The sequence below is a fragment of the Massilia arenae genome, assembly GCF_008014745.1.
Taxonomy (GTDB): Bacteria; Pseudomonadota; Gammaproteobacteria; order Burkholderiales; family Burkholderiaceae_D; genus Telluria; species Telluria arenae.
Map to the genome: position 1 here is coordinate 1 of NZ_VPFD01000016.1, position 15,941 is coordinate 15,941.

Genomic DNA, 15,941 nt, shown 5'->3' on the forward strand with positions numbered 1-15,941 from the left:
GTATACGCCGGTAAACCAGTCCCTGCAACCCTTCCAGCAATTTCCCCTCAAATTATCCCGGACAGCAGTGCGCCTGCGCGGGAACGACGTGGGCTGCTCGTATGCGGCTTATGCCTTCAAACGATCCGTGAAAGTCTTGCGGAACTTGGCCACCTTCGGCGCCACCACGAAGGCGCAATAGCCCTGCAGCGGGTGCTGGGCGAAGTAGTTCTGGTGATAGTCCTCGGCCTTGTACCAGGTTTCCTGCGGCTTCACCTCGGTGACGATCGGCGCATCCCACACCAGGCCCATCTCGCCGATCACCTTGTGCGCGATCTCGTCTTGTTCGGGCGAGGTGGTGAAGATTACCGAGCGATACTGCGTGCCAACGTCGTTGCCCTGGCGGTTCAGGGTGGTCGGGTCGTGGATGGTGAAGAAGATCTCGAGGATGTCGCGGTAGGCGATCACGGTGGGATCGAATTCGAGACGCACCACCTCGGCGTGGCCGGTGGTGCCGCTGCACACCGCTTCGTAGCTCGGATAGTCGACCTGGCCGCCCATATAGCCCGATTCCACGCGGGTGATGCCGCGCGCCTCGAGGTACACCGCTTCCGTGCACCAGAAGCAGCCGCCGCCCAGGATGGCTACTTCGGTTGCTTTTTGCTCACTCATAGTTCACCTTGACATTTGTAAGATTAGATAACCTTTAATGTAGCGCAAAGTACCTTGTTCTGCATTGAACTGCCGGCATAGTCACTACGGTTACGCCCCGCTCGCGGCAAGGACACCCCCGACGATGGCATAATGAGCGCCAACGTTCAGGAACCGCATGAATACACTGTCCTCCCGCGCAACGACGCGCGGCTTCGATACAACACATTTCCGCCACGCCCTGTCGCAATTCGCGACCGGCGTGACCGTCATTACCACGCGCCTCGCCGACGGCAGCTTCCGGGGTCTCACCGCCAGCTCGTTCAACTCGGTCTCGCTCGACCCGCCACTGGTCTTGTGGAGCCTGGGCGCCGGCGCCAACAGCCTGCCCATCTTCAGCGGCAACTCGCACTATGTGATCAACGTGCTGTCCGCCGGCCAGGAAGAACTGGCGCTGCGCTTCTCGCGCCGCACCGAGAATCCGTTCGACGGCGTCGAGTACGAACTGTCGCGCACCGGCCTGCCGATCCTCAAAGGCGTGTCGGCGTGGTTCGAATGCCACAACCGCAGCCGCTATCCCGAGGGCGACCACGTCATCTTCGTGGGCGAGGTCGAGGAGTGCCAGGTCCATCCACAATCGGCCCTGATCTTCCATGGCGGCAAATTCGGCAGCACGGCTGGTCAAAAATAGAAATTCCTGTCGCAGTTTCAAAAGATACGTGGGCGGCACGTTTCTATAATGTTCAGGCGCGCCTTACACGGCACCTACCGAACTAGAACTTAGAGACAGGATTTTGCGATGACCCGTACCAACTCGTCCAAGAAAGCTTCCTTCCACTGGGATGACCCGCTGCTGCTGGATAGCCAGCTGCTAGATGACGAGCGCATGGTGCGCGACGCGGCCGCCGCCTATTGCCAGGACAAGCTGCAGCCGCGCGTCCTCGAGGCCTTCCGCCATGAAACGATGGACGTCTCGATCTTCCGCGAAATGGGCGACCTGGGCCTGCTGGGACCGACCATTCCCGAGCAGTACGGCGGTCCCGGCCTCAACTACGTCGCCTATGGGCTGATCGCGCGCGAAGTCGAGCGCGTCGACTCCGGCTACCGCTCGATGATGAGCGTGCAATCCTCGCTGGTCATGGTGCCGATCTATGAATTCGGCAATGAAGAGACGCGCCAGAAATACCTGCCGAAGCTGGCCACCGGCGAATGGATCGGCTGCTTCGGCCTGACCGAACCCAACCACGGCTCGGACCCGGCCTCGATGGTCACCCGCGCCCGCAAGGTCGATGGCGGCTACAGCCTCACCGGCAGCAAGATGTGGATCACCAACTCGCCGGTCGCCGACGTGTTCGTGGTGTGGGCCAAGGACGACGAAGGCGCAATCCGCGGCTTCGTGCTCGAGAAAGGCTGGAAAGGCCTGTCGGCGCCGGCGATCCACGGCAAGTTCGGCCTGCGCGCCTCGGTCACCGGCGAAATCGTCATGGACGAAGTGTTCTGCCCGGAAGAAAACGCCTTCCCGGAAGTGCGCGGCCTGAAGGGCCCGTTCACCTGCCTGAACTCGGCGCGCTACGGCATCGCGTGGGGCGCGCTGGGCGCGGCTGAAGACTGCTGGCACACCGCGCGCCAGTACACGATGGACCGCACCCAGTTCGGCAAGCCGCTGGCGGCGAACCAGCTGGTGCAGAAGAAACTGGCCGACATGCAGACCGAGATCACCCTCGGCCTGCAAGGGTGCCTGCGCCTGGGCCGCATGAAGGACGAAGGCACGGCGGCGGTCGAGATCACCTCGATCATGAAGCGCAACTCCTGCGGCAAGTCGCTGGACATCGCCCGCGTCGCGCGCGACATGCTGGGCGGTAACGGCATTTCGGACGAGTTCGGCATCATCCGCCACATGGTCAACCTCGAGGTGGTCAACACCTATGAAGGCACGCACGACATCCACGCCCTGATCCTGGGCCGCGCCCAGACCGGCATCGCCGCGTTCTGATCACCGGCGGGCGACGCGCCGCGCGGCCTGGGCCTGCGGCGTGTCGCCCAGCGGCGCCAGCGCCGCGCCCCTGGCCAGCGTACGCACCAGCGTCGCCTCGCCCCAGCGCAATCCCCGCCCGCGCAGCTGCGGCAGCGAGCGCACCGGCTCGGGCGTGATCTCCACCGCGGCGCGCACGAGCAGCCGCTGCAATGGGCGCAAGGGCGCCGGCAGGATGGGCGCCTCGCCCATGATCCGCATGAAGTCCGCGAGGATATCGGAGCCTTCCAGTCCGGGCGCGGTCTTCTCCAGCATCGATTCCCACTCCTTCCATGAACCCGGGGCGCCGGTCGCGCCGTACAGGCGCGCGGCCGGTTCCGACTCGGCGAAGGCGGCGTCCTTCTCGGCATCGGACAGCGCGCGCACATAGCGGTGGTAGGCCTCGGTGAACCCGAACGAGGCGGTCGCCTGCACCCAGTCGAGCAGGCGCGGATCGTTGGCCTGGTAGGCCACGCCATCGGGCGTAGTGCCCTTGACCCGGCCATGCATGCGCACCACGTGCGCGATCATTTTTTCGGCCGCCGAGCGCGGGCCGTACACCGTCATCATCGCCGCGAAACCGGTGCGGCGCAGGCGCGTGCCCGGATCGCGCTGGAAGCTGCTGTGGTCCCACACGCCGGAGCGCACCGACGGTTCGGCCAGTTCGAGCAGCACCGCCGTGACGCCGCCAACAAAGAGGCCAATGGGATTGGCGAACACCTGCCACGAGACGCCGTCATGCGGCGCCAGCGCCGCCTCGCCCGCCGGCTGGCTGAAGTCGAAGGCCATGCCCGCCGGGGGCTGCATCAGATCGCGTACCGCATCGAGCATTCATTCCTCCTGGTGATCCCGTCATCAACATGTCATGGCGCATTCATATCATCCCTTCAATTTTTGTGTTTCACAATTCAATGAAGGATTTCACATGCACTAGGTAGTCCAGCTGCGCCGTCTTCCCCTCGCCATCGCCATCGGCGCCGTCCTCGCCCTCTCTGCCTGCGGCGGCTCGGACCATGATGACGATGCCTACGTCGTCGTCGTCATCCCCCCGGCGCCGGCCGACCAGGGCGCGGCCGACAGCGCGCCGGTGCCGGGCGTCACGGCCTTCGTCGACACCGTCGCCACCAACCAGCGCGGCGACGCGCGCTACGCCACGCTGGCCACCAACGCCGGCGTGCGCGTCCTGGGCGGCATGCTCGACATCTTCAAGCCGGTGGCCGAGATTGTCGATGCCGGCGTGACCGCGCCGGCCGTGGACGGTTTCCCGGCCATCGTCGCCTCGACCTGGACCGGCGTGCCGAACGACGGCACCAACGGCGGCACGATCGTCAACGCGCAGGTGCACAACGCAAACATCGACTACGTGGTCAAGGCCACCGCCAGCCGTACGCCGGAGCAGACCTTGCTGGCCTACCTGGACGACCGCCGCGGCAAGGGCTACAGCACCGCCTCGGGCATGGGCCCGCTGACCGCCGCCTGGCGCAGCGCCTCGCGCCAGACCACCACCATCAACGACATGCCGCAGGACGCCGTCACCGTCAAATACGAAGACGGCGGCAACAACAACGGCGTCGGCGGCGATGCCAATCCCGAGTTCGGCAAGGTGATCGACCTGGTCAACGCGATGGGCGCCAACGGCTCGACCGAGCCGGCCAAGCGCTTCTACAAATACGCGCGCCCCTACCGCTGGAGCAGCGCGGTGCAGGTGGTGCCGCAGCTGGAACCGGCCAAGAGCACGACGCCGGGCACCGACGGCGGCTTCACCAGCGGCCACTCGGCCGAGGCGACCCGCAACGCCGTCGCCATGGCCTATGTGGTGCCGGAACGCTTCCAGGAACTGGTCGGCCGCGGCCTCGAATTGGGCGAGAGCCGCATCTTCGCCGGCATGCACTCGCCGCTGGACGTGATCAGCGGCCGCGTGCAGGCGCAAGCTGTCGCGGCCGCCAACCTGATCGCCGCCGGCGCCACCACCCGCGCCGCCGCCCGCGCCCAGGCCCAGACCACGCTGATGAAGCTGACCGATACCAATGCCGGTAACTTCGCGAACTATGCCGTTTCCGGCACGCCGGCCAACGACCGCTTCGCCGACTATGCGACCAGCAAGGCCAATTATTTGCGCCGTATGACCTACGGCCTGCCGCAGATCGGCTCGACCACCGCGCCGGCCGTCGTGCCGAAAGGCGCCGAGGTGATGCTGGAAACCCGCCTGCCCTACCTGAACGAGGCGCAGCGCCGCGTGGTGCTCAAGACGACCGCGATCCCTTCCGGCTATCCGGTGCTGGACGATCCTGAAGGCTGGGGCCGCCTTAATCTGTTCGCCGCGGGCGAGGGCTACGCCGTCTTCACCGGCAACGTGGTCGTGAACATGGATGCGAGCAAGGGCGGCTTCAACGCCGTCGACCGCTGGCGCAACGACATTTCGGGCAGCGGCAAGCTGGTCAAGCAAGGCAGCGGCAACCTGAAGCTGGGCGGCAGGAACAGCTGGACCGGCGGCGCCCAGGTCGAAGGCGGCACGCTCGAAGCCCTGTCGATGACGGCCTTCGGCACCGGCGACGTGTACGTGGCCAGCGGCGCCACGGTGGTGAACAATACGGCGGGCACGCTGGCCCTGGCCAAGCAGTACACCCAGCTCAAGGGCGCCACGCTGGAAATGCGCGTCGGCGCCGTGACCCACGGCCACCTGAGCGTCAGCGGCGCGGTGACCATCGGCGGCGGCACCTTGCGCATCGTGTTCCAGAACGGCTACAAGCCGGCGGCTGGCGCGACGCTGAAAGTGATCACGGCGGGCAGCCTGAAAGGCAAGTTCGAGACCATCACGGTCGAGGGATACACGGTGACGCCGACCTATACCGCGACCGGGCTGGAACTGCGCCTGGGCGCATGATGTAGAAAGGGCCGGGAGCGATCCCGGCCCTTTTCAATCTGGCTTATTCGTCGAAGTCTTCGGCCAGGTTCTTCCAGCCGCGGCTCTTGGCGAAGGCCGCGAATTCCTCGGGCGCTTCGAGCACGATCAGGCGGCTCTCTTGCAGGCCCGGATCGCTGTGGCCGAAGTCTGGCCCCTTGTAGCCGACCGCGCGCAGGCGGTCGACAAGCTGGCGCACCAGGACCGTGTCCTTGTAGGCGCCCGGTTCGAGCTTGGCCGCGAACTTCACGTACACGTCAATAATCCCGTAGCCCTCGTCGAAGATGGTGATGTTCTTCACGTCGAGGGTACGGCCTTGCCCATCCTTGGCCTGGAAGGCGCCGGACAGTTCGATGTCGGATTCGGTAGTCATGGCGCCAGCATATCACCGGCGCGCACGGCGCGGTGTCAGTGATCGTAGCTGAGCACGCGCAGCAACTTCCAGGCGCCGTCCTCGCGCGCCCACACCATCGAGAAGCGATAGACGCTGCAGGCTTCGGGCTCGCTGGCCGACGGCTTGTTGCAGAAGCGGTGCTTGCCGATGTGCATGGCGTGATCCGGCCCGGAAGGGAAGACCTCCACGGTCTCCGGCAGGGCCTCGCGCCGGACCCGGTTCGCCGCCTTGAACATCTTCTCGAAGGCGGAGATATTCTCGTCATAGCCGGTGACGCCGCTGCGGTCGTGATAGAACTCGAGGCGCCGGCTGAAGCCTTCTTTCATCGGCCCGATGTCGCGCGCATTGATGCCGCCGAACAGGCGCGCATCGGCGGTCATGATGTCCGCCGCCAGGTGCGCCCGGTCCTGGCCGTCATCGGCGCCCCAAGCCATGGCGCTTGCCGCCATCAGGCATGCCGCCAGCAATCCCTTGTCCATGCTTCGCTCCTCGTGATCGAATGCACGGCACTATGCCAGCACGGCCGGCGGCTTGCTCATGCAATCGGACGAAATGACGAGGCGCCGGGTCGAGTGGCGGCGTGGCGCGATGAACGGATCGCCCCTACACTTCCCACTGCAGCTTGAACGTCAACGACCTGCTGCGCTCATCCGCCAGCGGCAGTTTGTCGTCCACGACGCCGAACGACACCGTCCTGCCGACCCGCCACTGGTGACGGTACAGCAGCGAGCGATGGATCTGGCGGTCGTTCCACGCCTCCAGCTGGGTCACGCCGTCGTCGCGCCGCGCGGCCCAGGTGTTCTGGGCCAGCAGGCGCAGTGAATCACGTGAGCTAAAATGCAGCATCGCCAGCCAGCGCCAGGCGGTGTCGGAGAACGCGGGCTGGCCAAGCGTGCCCTGCACCCAGGCCCGGTTCACGTGGTGGTCCAGCTCCAGCGACCAGCCGCGACGCAATGGGAAGCGCAGCCCCACGTCCAGGATCACGTTCCCGCCCGGCCCCACCCGATCGGCGTCGACGTCGAGCTGGCGTCCGAGCGCGACCTCCATCGCGATCTTCGAGACCCACGGCGCCGGCGTGGTCTCGACGCCGAAGTTGACGACCCGGGTATCGTGCAGGCGCCCGCCCGGCCCGGCGCGCTGGCGGTCGAAGCCCAGCTCGACCCACAGGCCGGTCTGCAGCGGCGCCGCCATCCACACGCCCGGCCGCAACTTGCGCTCGACGGTCTCGCCGCCGCGCTGGCCGCTGATGTTGTCGGACAGGGTGCGCATCTCGTGCACGATCAGATAGGTCTCGAATTCGTACAGCTCGAGCGCGCCGAGGGATTGCGGGCCCAGGATGCGGTTCATCGATCCCGTGATGCGGGCGATGCCGGCCTGCGGCACGAAGCCGTTGTCGTTCACGAAGCCCGGCGCGATCGCTTCCACCTCGACCTCGTGCCACCAGCGTGCGGTCTTGTGCAGGTACTTGCCCCACAGGTAGCCGCCCGACTCTGCATCCACCTTGGCCGGCACGTCGTCGTCGATGAAGCCGGCGGTGGTGCGCGAGGCCATTGCCACGCCGGACAGCTGGTGCTGGACGCCGCCGTCGGTCTCGCCACGCCATTGCGCATCGAGGCCCAGCACCTCGTTGCTGCCGAAGCGGTGGTAGTCGCGCTGCGAGACGAAGGCGCCCAGCAGCAGGCCGTCCTGGTGCCAGCGCGCACGCGCCAGGCTGGCCATCGTGCGCAGGGTCTGCGCGTACTGCAGCGTTTCGTAGGGACGCCCGCGCAGCACCAGGCCGCCCGGCTCGTCGCGCAGGCTCATCGCGGTGGCGTCCATGTGCGCGCCGCGCCAGGTCGCGCGCAGGCCGTATTCGGGATCGTTCACGGTGCGCGAATAGAAGGCCGGCAGCGGCAGGCCCAGCACGTCGGCGCTCTCCAGGAAGAAGCCGCGCTTCTCGGGCAGGCTGAGCGCCACGTTGCTGGCGCCCTGCGACACCGGCTCGTCGATCTCGACCTGCGAGAAATCCGGGTTGATGGTGGCATTGAACACCCAGTCGGCGCGCGGGCGGGCATTGATCTCCAGTCCCAGCTCGGCCTGCGAGCCGCGCATCCGCTGGCCCGGACTCCAGGCGCGTGCGCTGCGCACGGTCAGCTCGGGACGCAGCTCGACGAAGCCGCGGTCGCGCACCGCTTCGACGGTGGCGTCCATGCCCGCGATCTCCTGCAAAAAGCTCAGGTGGCTCAGGGCGTCGATCCGGAACGGCGCCGTCACCAGCAACGCTCCTTGCGCATGCGGGACGCTGCGCTCGACCATCATGCGCCAGTTGCGTCCGTCCGCATACGGGAAACGCAGGTTCGACAACGGCCAGCGCACTTCCATGCTGTAGCCGTCGGGCAGGAGCTTGACGGCGGTCTCGACCGGAAAGTCCGGGCCCAGGTCGGATTCGTCGTCGTCCGCGCGGTGGATGCCGTCGCTGACCACGCCCAGGGTATTGATGCGCACGAACTGGGCCGAGCGGCCGTGGCCGGCCGGGTCGATCCAGAGGCCGATGAAGTCCTGGTCGGGGGCGATCTTGTCGCGCCGCGCCAGCTGGCCGCGGCGCCGCTCGGGCGCCGGATCCCAGGCGCGGATGCCGAATACCAGCGCGCCATCGTCGACCAGCAGTTGCACCGTGGTGCGCAAGCCCCCTCGGGCAGGTTCCCCGTCGCGCGGCAAATGCTTGTGGAAATCGTCGTACACGGGCGCCCGCTGCCAGACCACCTCGTCGAGCACGCCGTCGATGGCCGGCGCCTCGGGCGTGCCGATGCGCAATGCGCGCAGACCGTCGCGGTCGTCGGATGCATGCGCGGCGCCGGCGCCAAGCAAGGCGGCAAGCAGGATAACAAGTCGGCGCAGGATCACGTCAGAGGAATCGCTCGGGATGGGGGCCGGGCAGTCTAGCATGCAGGTTGTTAAAAAGAAAATATAACCGCCATTCCATGCACCATGGGTTGTGACTGTGAAAGTGATTGTTGAACATGTCACATTCCGTGGTATTGCGTTCTCATTTGACAATCTTTAGCGCTATCAGCCTCAGGTCCACTCTGTGTGCATGGATATTTACGCTACCATCAATGCACGATGCGTGGAGATCGTGCCAGTCTCTACTTCTTGGGCGTGGGGAAAAATGAGTGCGCAGACCAGTACGACGCAGCCTGATCCTTCCCTGCCCGAGCAGTCGGGCGCCCTGTCACTCGACCTGCTGCTGAGTAACCTGCCGGGCGCCGTCTATCGCTGTCATAACGACCGCGACTGGACCATCGAATTCATCAGCGACGGCGTCGAAAAGCTGACCGGCTACTCCCCAGCCGCCTTCACCGCGCGGCCCAGCCTTCCCTTCGGCTCCATCATTTTTCCCGAAGATCGCGCCCTGGTCGATGCTGCGGTCGCCCTGGCGCTGGCCCAGGGCCGCGCCTACCAGGTGACCTACCGGATCCGCACCGCGAGCGGCGACATACGCTGGATCTGCGAACAGGGTTCGCTCAACCTGTCGGGCGGCGCGCCCGGCATGCTGGAAGGGTTTCTCTCCGACTTCACGCGCCTGAAGAAGGCCGACCTCAAGATGCAGGAGCAGGCCTCGTTCCTGCAACGGGCACGCGATGCCATCATCGCGATGGACATGCATTCCGTCATCAGCTACTGGAACCATGGCGCCGAGCGCCTGTATGGCTGGAGCGCCCAGGAGGCGCTGGGAAAGCGCTTCTGCGACCTGTTGTGCGACAAGCCCGCACTCTACGAGGCCGCCTTCAGGCAGACGCTCGAATCGGGCGAGTGGGCGGGAGAACTGGCCCATATCCGGCGCGACGGCTCGACGGTCGACACCGATACCAGCTGGACCTTGCTGGGCGCGGACCACACCCTCGACGCCTGCCAGAAGATCCTGGTGATCGGCACCGACATCAGCGAACGCAAGATCAACGAAGCCAGGATCTTCCACCTGGCCTTCTTCGACCACCTGACCGATCTGCCCAACCGCGCCAACCTGCTCGACCATCTGCGCCGCGCCCTGCTCACCAGCACGCGCACGCGAAAGTGGGGCGCGCTGATGTTCTGCGACCTCGACAACTTCAAATTCCTCAACGACAGCCAGGGCCATGCGGCCGGCGACCAGCTGCTGCAGGCGGTGGCGCGCCGTCTCGAGCACTGCGTGCGCGAGGCCGACATGGTGGCGCGCCTGGGCGGCGACGAGTTCGTGGTGCTGATCCAGCCGGTGGAGGACACGCGCGAACTGGCCGCGAACCAGGCCGAAATCGTCGCCGCCAAGGTGGTGGCGGCGCTGGCCGCGCCGTTCCAGCTGGGCGACCTGAATTACTCGGTGTCGGTCAGCATTGGCGTGGTCACGCTGTGCGGTGTCCACGACACGGTGGAATCGACCTTGCGCCAGGCCGACGGCGCGATGTACCAGGCCAAGGCCGCGGGCCGCAACACCTTCCGCTTCCACGATCCGGCGGTGCAGGCCGCCTGGTCGGCGCGCGCCGAGCTCGAAGGCAGCCTGCGGCGCGCGCTGCAACAAGACGAGTTCATACTGCACTACCAGCCCCAGCTCGACCGCTCGGGCCGGGTGCTCGGGGCCGAGGCGCTGCTGCGCTGGCGCCTGCCCAATGGCAAGGTGCTGTATCCGGCCGAGTTCATCCGCGCCGCGGAAGAAAGCGGGATCATCGTCGAGATCGGCAAATGGGTGCTGCGCACCGCCTGCGCCGAGCTGGCGCGCTGGCAGCGCTCGGCCGACACGGCCGGCCTGACCCTGTCGGTCAACGTCAGCGCGCGCCAGTTCAACCAGCCGGATTTCGTGCCCATGCTGCAGGGGATCTTCGAACACAGCGGGGTGCAGCCCTCGGGCCTGAAACTCGAGCTGACCGAAAGCCTGGTCATCACCGACTTCACCCAGACCGCGCATACCATGGCCACGCTCAAGCGGCGCGGCCTGAGCTTTTCGCTGGACGACTTCGGCACCGGATACTCATCGCTGGCCTACCTGCGCAAGCTGCCGCTCGACCAGCTCAAGATCGACCACTCCTTCATGCGCGACGTGCTGACCGACCAGAACGACGCCTCGATCGTGCGCTCAATCATTGCGCTGGGCGACAGCCTGGGACTGCAGGTGATTGCCGAAGGGGTCGAGACGCTGGGGCAGCGGCAGTTCCTGTCGGATGCCGGCTGCTATCTCTACCAGGGTTTCCTGTACCAGCATGCCCTCAGCGCCGAGCATTTCACGCAGTACGCGCGGAGCGTGCATTAACCCTCGCGAATATAGTTGGCCTGTAAACGTCGTCGTCCCCGCGCAGGCGGGGACCCAAGCCCTTCGCGCAACCACTACGTTTTACGTAGCCACTGCACTGGAAAACTTGGGTCCCCGCCTACCCGGGGACGACGTATTGAAGCTAACGAAAACGCTTAGAACTTGTAACCCACCGCCAGCACGATCGCCACCGGATCCAGTTTCATGAACTGGGTCTGGCCGGTCGAGAAGTGCACGTCGGTGCGCAGGCGGGTCTTGATGACGGTGGCGTCGGCGAACCAGCGCTCGTCGAAGTTCATCGCCACGCCGACTTGCGCGCTATAGGTCAGCTTGTTGTCGATCTTGAAGGTGGTCGGCACGTCGCTGCCCGGATTGGTGATCGCGGTCATCTTGGTCGAACCGCGTTCCTTCATGAAGTAGGCATAGGTCGGACCGAAGCCGATGAAGGGACGGAAGGTCGAGGTCGGCGCGCCGAAGCGGTATTGCACGAAGGCGGTCGGCGGCAGCGCCTCGACCTCGCCCAGCTTGCCGGTGCCATCGATCGCGCCGGCGCCGTAGATGCTGTGCTTGTACGGCGTGCCGAGCGCGCCTTCGACCGAGATATTGTCGGTCAGGCTGTACGACAGGATCAGCACCGGCTGCATGTCGTTGCCGACGTCGGCCTTGGTGCCCGGCAGCGCAGGGGCGCTGATGTCGCCGCTCTCGACCTTCGGCATCAAGCGGTTGAAACCGACCTTGGCCGTGATCTGGCCGGCCGATTGCGCGTATGCGCCGGACGCGAATGCCAGCCCGGCAGCCACACCCAGCACCTTGATCATGCTGTTGAAACGAATATTCATACTATCTCCTGATGTGTGTGATGAGGCCCGCCATCGAGGCGGGCCTGCCGCTGCTTACAGCCAGCCCTTGATTGCCATGTCCTTGAAGACGTAGCGGGCGATGAGGTCGTTCTCGAACGGGGTCGGGTGGATCCCGTCGGCGAACATGTAGCGGCTCACATCACCTGCGACCGTGTTGTTCGCGGTGCAGATCAGCGAGGTGGTGCCCAGCGCGTTTTCGGCGCAGGCCGGGGCGCTGGTGTTGGTCAGGCCGTATGGGCCGGGGTTCTTCACCTGGTCGTTGCTGACGGTGTACAGGTCGGTGTACAGCACGCGCGCATCGTCGGCGCCCAGGCCGGCTTTCAGCTGGGTATTGAAAGCGTTGACCATGGCGGTCACCAGTTGCTGGATCGCCACAGGACGCGACTTGGCGGTCGGGGTGCTGGCGACGTCCGGCAGATTGGCGACGATGACGTACTTGGCGCCCTTGGCCAGCAGTTCGCTCTTGACCAGGCCGGCCATTTGCGCGCCGGCGGTGCCGAGTGCGGTGACCATGGCGGTCGCGTTGGCGGTGGCATAGGCGCCGGCCGCGGTATTGCCGGCGGCGGTGCCGTCGGCCTGGGCGGCGGCCACGATCGGGCCATGCACGGCCGGCTGGGCAACAGCCTGGTTACCCGGCTGGGTCGCGGCGGCGCGCACGGCGGCCTGCACCACGGTCTGGTCGGTCTTGCCCGGACGTGCGTTCTCGGTGGCGATCGCCGCACCGATGGCTTGCGCCGCGGCTTGCGGATTGGTCGCGCCGGCCGCGAGGCGGGTGGCCAGGGCGGTGGCGAAGGCTTGCGCGCCGGCGGCGGTGCCGGCACCCGTCACGGCGGCCAGCTGCATCAGCACGTCGTTACCGCCCGACAGCACGGTCACCAGTTCGGTGCCGCTGAACTTGTTGCCGGTCTTGGTCAGGTGATTGGCGATCTGGGTCACCATCGGCGTGGTCATTTCGCCGATCGGCGAGCCGGTCGCGGCATTGCCCGGGCCAATCGGATTGACCACGCGCGAACCGCCTTGCGCATAGTTGAAGCAATTCGCATGGTTCACGATCGGCACGTTGAAGCCGAGCGAGGCATCGCCCTGCAGGCCGGTCTGGGCGGCGCACGGCGCCGGCAGCTTGAGCTGGGCGGCCATGAAGTCGAGCCAGATCTTGCCGCTCAGGTCAACGTTCTTGGCAGTGCTGTCGCCATTGATGGTGAACTTGCCGCCGCCGGCCGCCGCCACGGCGCCGACGCGGTAGGTGCCCACGTCCGACAGGCTATCGCCGAACGACACCATATTGGTGAAGGTGAGCTTGACGGTCTGGTCGCCGCCGGCTGGGCTGGTGCCGCCGCCGCATGCGGTCAGGAGCGCGGCCGTCAGAACGGCCAGCGCGAATTTGGTATGACGCATTGTGTCTCCTGGATTGAAATTATTGTGAAACGAACGCCCGTGCTATTCGCATCATGATAACTATGCCAGCGTTGAAACCGCTTGTATAGCAAATTCCATTGCGCGTTGGCATTTGGCTACCACACCTATCAAAAGAGATGGGTAAGCTAGAGGGAAGGGATTATAACCAGCGTTTTCTTTGTAGAAAGAGACGAATTTGTAACGGAGGAGTGCGAAACGCGGAGCGTTTGATCTCCGTCATTCGCTTTATTGATATAAATTAAACTTTTGCTTGGCTGTTGAGCAAACCGTGCACAATGCCCGTCGAGCCATGGGCTGCGCGGCGCAGGCGGTCATTCACGCCCAGCCAGTCTCCGCCCTGCGGTGGCGCCTCGACCAGGATCACGTCGGCGCCCTGCCCGTCCATCGCGCGCAGCGCGGCGTACAGCGCGTGGGCGAAGCCGTCGGGCGCGGCCGGCAGGCGCAGCGCGGCGTGGGTGGCCGGCATATCGCTCATATGGATCAGGGCCACCTTGCGGTCGGCGCCGTGCAGCGCGGCCACGGTGTCCAGCAGGGTCGCCCGCTCCTGCATCGCCACCGGCGTGTGCGGCGCGTAATGCGATTCGAGCGTGCCAGAGGCGCGCGGCGCCGCAGCATCCGGCGCGGCCGGCATCTGGTCGATCACGGCGGCGATCGCCTCGGCACTGATCTGGCCGGGACGCAGCAGCACCGGGCCGTGCGTATCCAGGCGCGACAGGTCGACGATGGTCGATTCGATGCCGACCTGGGATGGGCCGCCATCGAGCACCATGGCCACGCTGCCATCGCTCCCGAATTCCTGCTGCACGTGCTCGGCCAGCGTCGGGCTGACGTGGCCGAATTTATTCGCCGACGGCGCAGCGACGCCGCCCTTGCCACCCTTGAAGGCGCGCAGCAGCGCCAGCGCCACCGGGTGCGCCGGGCAGCGCAGGCCGACCGTGTCCTGGCCGCCGCTGACGGCGTCCGGGATGTTCGGGGCGCGCTTGAGGATCATGGTGAGCGGGCCGGGCCAGAAGGCAGCGGCCAGCGCTTGCGCCTGCGGCGGGATGTCGCAGGCCCAGTAGTCGAGCGGCGCCTCCGGCGCCAGGTGCACGATCACCGGATGGTCTTGCGGACGGCCCTTGGCGGCGTAGATGGCGGCCACCGCCGCCGGATTCTCGGCGTCGGCGCCCAGGCCATACACGGTCTCGGTCGGGAAGGCGACCAGCGCGCCCGCTTCGAGTGCGCGGGCGGCGGCGTCGATGGCGGCCGGGTCGAACTGCTGCGTGTCCATCTTAGGGCTCGATTCCCAGGATCGCGCAGGCGGCCCGCAGATTGCCCTGCGCCTCGGCCAGCGTCGGCGCGACGAAGGTCACGTGGCCCATCTTGCGGCCGCGGCGCGGGTCGTTCTTGCCGTACAGGTGCAGGTTGGCGCCAGGCAGCGCCAGCACCCGGTCCCAGGCCGGTTCGCGTGCGTCTTCGCTATCCCCTTCAAACCAGACGTCGCCCAGGATGTTGAGCATGACGCTGGCCGAATGCTGGCGCACGTCGCCCAGCGGCAGGCGCGCCATCGCACGGACCTGCTGCGCGAACTGGCTGGTGATGCAGGCGTCGATCGTGTAGTGGCCGCTGTTGTGCGGCCGCGGCGCCATCTCGTTGACGACCAGCGTGCCGTCTTCGAGCACGAAGAACTCGATGCACAGCACGCCCACATAACCCAGCTGGGCGACGATGGCGCGCGCCGCATCCTGGGCCTGCTGCGCGCAGGCCGCGGACACGTTCGGTCCCGGCACGGTGGTGGTGAACAAGATGCCGTCGCGGTGCACGTTCTCGGCGATCGGGTAGACGACCGACTCGCCATCGTGGCCGCGCGCGGTCAGCACCGAGACCTCGTAGGCCAGCGGCAGCATCTTCTCCAGCAGGCAGGTCACGCCATCCATGCTGTCGAAGGCGGCGCGCACGTCGTCGCGCGAGCGCACGCGGACCTGGCCCTTGCCGTCGTAACCCATGCGCACGGTCTTGAGGATGCCCGGCAGCAGATCGTCCTTGACGTCGTCGATATCGGCATGCGAGGCGATGGTCTTGTGCGGCGCCGGCAGCACCTTCGAGGTCGGCGCGCAATCGACGAAGAACTTTTTCTCGAGGATGCGGTCTTGCGCGATCTGCACGCACAGGCTCGATGGCGCGACGAAGCTGTCGGCGGCGAGCTGCGCCAGGCTGTCGGCCGGGACGTTCTCGAATTCGGTGGTGACGGCCGCGCACAGTGCGCTTAGCGTGGCCAGGGCGTCGCCATCGGTGTAATCGCCTTCGATGGTGCGGTCGGCCACCTGGCCGGCCGGGCAATCGGCGCTCGGCTCGAGCACGGCGACCTTGTAGCCCATGGCCTGGGCGGCGTGGGCGAACATGCGGCCGAGCTGGCCGCCGCCCATCACGCCAAGCCAGGTCGACGGATCGGCGGATGGGAGGATTGGGGACAATGCGGGTTGAGTCAT

At 66.3% G+C, this 15,941-nt stretch carries 13 protein-coding genes; 4 read left to right on the plus strand and 9 right to left on the minus strand.

Going from position 1 to position 15,941, the window contains the following annotated elements; all coding sequences use genetic code 11:
• Nucleotides 1–108: 108 nt before the first annotated feature.
• Nucleotides 109–651: a peptide-methionine (S)-S-oxide reductase MsrA gene (gene msrA, locus FVD38_RS15135; RefSeq protein ID WP_147935590.1), complete on the minus strand. Its 543-nt coding sequence runs from the start codon at nucleotides 649–651 to the stop codon at nucleotides 109–111.
• 157 nt (nucleotides 652–808) lie between these two features.
• Here msrA and FVD38_RS15140 point away from each other — a divergent pair, with 157 nt between their 5' ends.
• Together FVD38_RS15140 and FVD38_RS15145 are read left to right on the plus strand one after the other, a co-directional pair.
• Entirely contained in the window at nucleotides 809–1,321 is a 513-nt protein-coding gene (locus tag FVD38_RS15140; RefSeq protein ID WP_147935591.1) for a flavin reductase family protein, read from the plus strand.
• Between the two features lie 108 nt (nucleotides 1,322–1,429).
• Complete coding sequence (locus tag FVD38_RS15145; protein WP_147935592.1) at nucleotides 1,430–2,623, plus strand: acyl-CoA dehydrogenase; 1,194 nt, start codon at nucleotides 1,430–1,432, stop codon at nucleotides 2,621–2,623.
• Here FVD38_RS15145 and FVD38_RS15150 read toward each other — a convergent pair whose 3' ends face one another.
• Nucleotides 2,624–3,472, minus strand: coding sequence for an oxygenase MpaB family protein (locus tag FVD38_RS15150; RefSeq protein WP_147935593.1), 849 nt, complete (start codon nucleotides 3,470–3,472; stop codon nucleotides 2,624–2,626).
• A 112-nt stretch (nucleotides 3,473–3,584) separates the two neighbouring features.
• On the opposite strand from FVD38_RS15150, the gene FVD38_RS15155 reads away from it, so the two are divergent.
• Nucleotides 3,585–5,525 (plus strand): phosphatase PAP2 family protein, encoded by a 1,941-nt coding sequence (locus tag FVD38_RS15155; RefSeq protein ID WP_147935594.1) that lies wholly within the window; start codon nucleotides 3,585–3,587, stop codon nucleotides 5,523–5,525.
• Nucleotides 5,526–5,568: 43 nt separating this feature from the next.
• Here the strand turns inward: FVD38_RS15155 and FVD38_RS15160 are convergent, their stop codons facing one another.
• The 3 genes from FVD38_RS15160 to FVD38_RS15170 form a co-directional block, all read right to left on the minus strand.
• On the minus strand, nucleotides 5,569–5,916 hold the full coding sequence (locus FVD38_RS15160; protein WP_147935595.1) for a hypothetical protein: 348 nt from the start codon (nucleotides 5,914–5,916) through the stop codon (nucleotides 5,569–5,571).
• Nucleotides 5,917–5,951: 35 nt separating this feature from the next.
• Nucleotides 5,952–6,416, minus strand: coding sequence for a nuclear transport factor 2 family protein (locus FVD38_RS15165; RefSeq protein WP_147935596.1), 465 nt, complete (start codon nucleotides 6,414–6,416; stop codon nucleotides 5,952–5,954).
• A 124-nt stretch (nucleotides 6,417–6,540) separates the two neighbouring features.
• Complete coding sequence (locus tag FVD38_RS15170; protein ID WP_229493700.1) at nucleotides 6,541–8,862, minus strand: DOMON domain-containing protein; 2,322 nt, start codon at nucleotides 8,860–8,862, stop codon at nucleotides 6,541–6,543.
• Between the two features lie 223 nt (nucleotides 8,863–9,085).
• Between FVD38_RS15170 and FVD38_RS15175 the strand changes: the two genes are divergently transcribed.
• Nucleotides 9,086–11,197: a putative bifunctional diguanylate cyclase/phosphodiesterase gene (locus FVD38_RS15175; RefSeq protein ID WP_147935597.1), complete on the plus strand. Its 2,112-nt coding sequence runs from the start codon at nucleotides 9,086–9,088 to the stop codon at nucleotides 11,195–11,197.
• A 155-nt stretch (nucleotides 11,198–11,352) separates the two neighbouring features.
• On the opposite strand, the gene FVD38_RS15180 is transcribed toward FVD38_RS15175, so the two are convergent.
• The 4 genes from FVD38_RS15180 to FVD38_RS15195 form a co-directional block, all read right to left on the minus strand.
• Nucleotides 11,353–12,036, minus strand: a complete 684-nt coding sequence (locus FVD38_RS15180; RefSeq protein ID WP_147935598.1) for an OmpW/AlkL family protein — start codon at nucleotides 12,034–12,036, stop codon at nucleotides 11,353–11,355.
• A gap of 54 nt (nucleotides 12,037–12,090) precedes the next feature.
• Nucleotides 12,091–13,452 (minus strand): SGNH/GDSL hydrolase family protein, encoded by a 1,362-nt coding sequence (locus tag FVD38_RS15185; RefSeq protein WP_147935599.1) that lies wholly within the window; start codon nucleotides 13,450–13,452, stop codon nucleotides 12,091–12,093.
• A 259-nt stretch (nucleotides 13,453–13,711) separates the two neighbouring features.
• Nucleotides 13,712–14,743: an L-threonylcarbamoyladenylate synthase gene (locus tag FVD38_RS15190; RefSeq protein ID WP_147935600.1), complete on the minus strand. Its 1,032-nt coding sequence runs from the start codon at nucleotides 14,741–14,743 to the stop codon at nucleotides 13,712–13,714.
• Between the two features lies 1 nt (nucleotide 14,744).
• Nucleotides 14,745–15,941 (minus strand): 5-(carboxyamino)imidazole ribonucleotide synthase, encoded by a 1,197-nt coding sequence (locus FVD38_RS15195; RefSeq protein WP_147935601.1) that lies wholly within the window; start codon nucleotides 15,939–15,941, stop codon nucleotides 14,745–14,747.

Excerpts from the sequence above, each read along its gene's own strand:
- msrA (WP_147935590.1), bottom strand. The coding sequence starts at position 651 with ATGAGTGAGCAAAAAGCAACCGAAGTAGCCATCCTGGGCGGCGGCTGC.
- FVD38_RS15140 (WP_147935591.1), top strand. The coding sequence starts at position 809 with ATGAATACACTGTCCTCCCGCGCAACGACGCGCGGCTTCGATACAACA.
- FVD38_RS15145 (WP_147935592.1), top strand. The coding sequence starts at position 1,430 with ATGACCCGTACCAACTCGTCCAAGAAAGCTTCCTTCCACTGGGATGAC.
- FVD38_RS15150 (WP_147935593.1), bottom strand. The coding sequence starts at position 3,472 with ATGCTCGATGCGGTACGCGATCTGATGCAGCCCCCGGCGGGCATGGCC.
- FVD38_RS15160 (WP_147935595.1), bottom strand. The coding sequence starts at position 5,916 with ATGACTACCGAATCCGACATCGAACTGTCCGGCGCCTTCCAGGCCAAG.
- FVD38_RS15165 (WP_147935596.1), bottom strand. The coding sequence starts at position 6,416 with ATGGACAAGGGATTGCTGGCGGCATGCCTGATGGCGGCAAGCGCCATG.
- FVD38_RS15170 (WP_229493700.1), bottom strand. The coding sequence starts at position 8,862 with ATGCTAGACTGCCCGGCCCCCATCCCGAGCGATTCCTCTGACGTGATC.
- FVD38_RS15175 (WP_147935597.1), top strand. The coding sequence starts at position 9,086 with ATGAGTGCGCAGACCAGTACGACGCAGCCTGATCCTTCCCTGCCCGAG.
- FVD38_RS15180 (WP_147935598.1), bottom strand. The coding sequence starts at position 12,036 with ATGAATATTCGTTTCAACAGCATGATCAAGGTGCTGGGTGTGGCTGCC.
- FVD38_RS15185 (WP_147935599.1), bottom strand. The coding sequence starts at position 13,452 with ATGCGTCATACCAAATTCGCGCTGGCCGTTCTGACGGCCGCGCTCCTG.
- FVD38_RS15190 (WP_147935600.1), bottom strand. The coding sequence starts at position 14,743 with ATGGACACGCAGCAGTTCGACCCGGCCGCCATCGACGCCGCCGCCCGC.
- FVD38_RS15195 (WP_147935601.1), bottom strand. The coding sequence starts at position 15,941 with ATGACTCAACCCGCATTGTCCCCAATCCTCCCATCCGCCGATCCGTCG.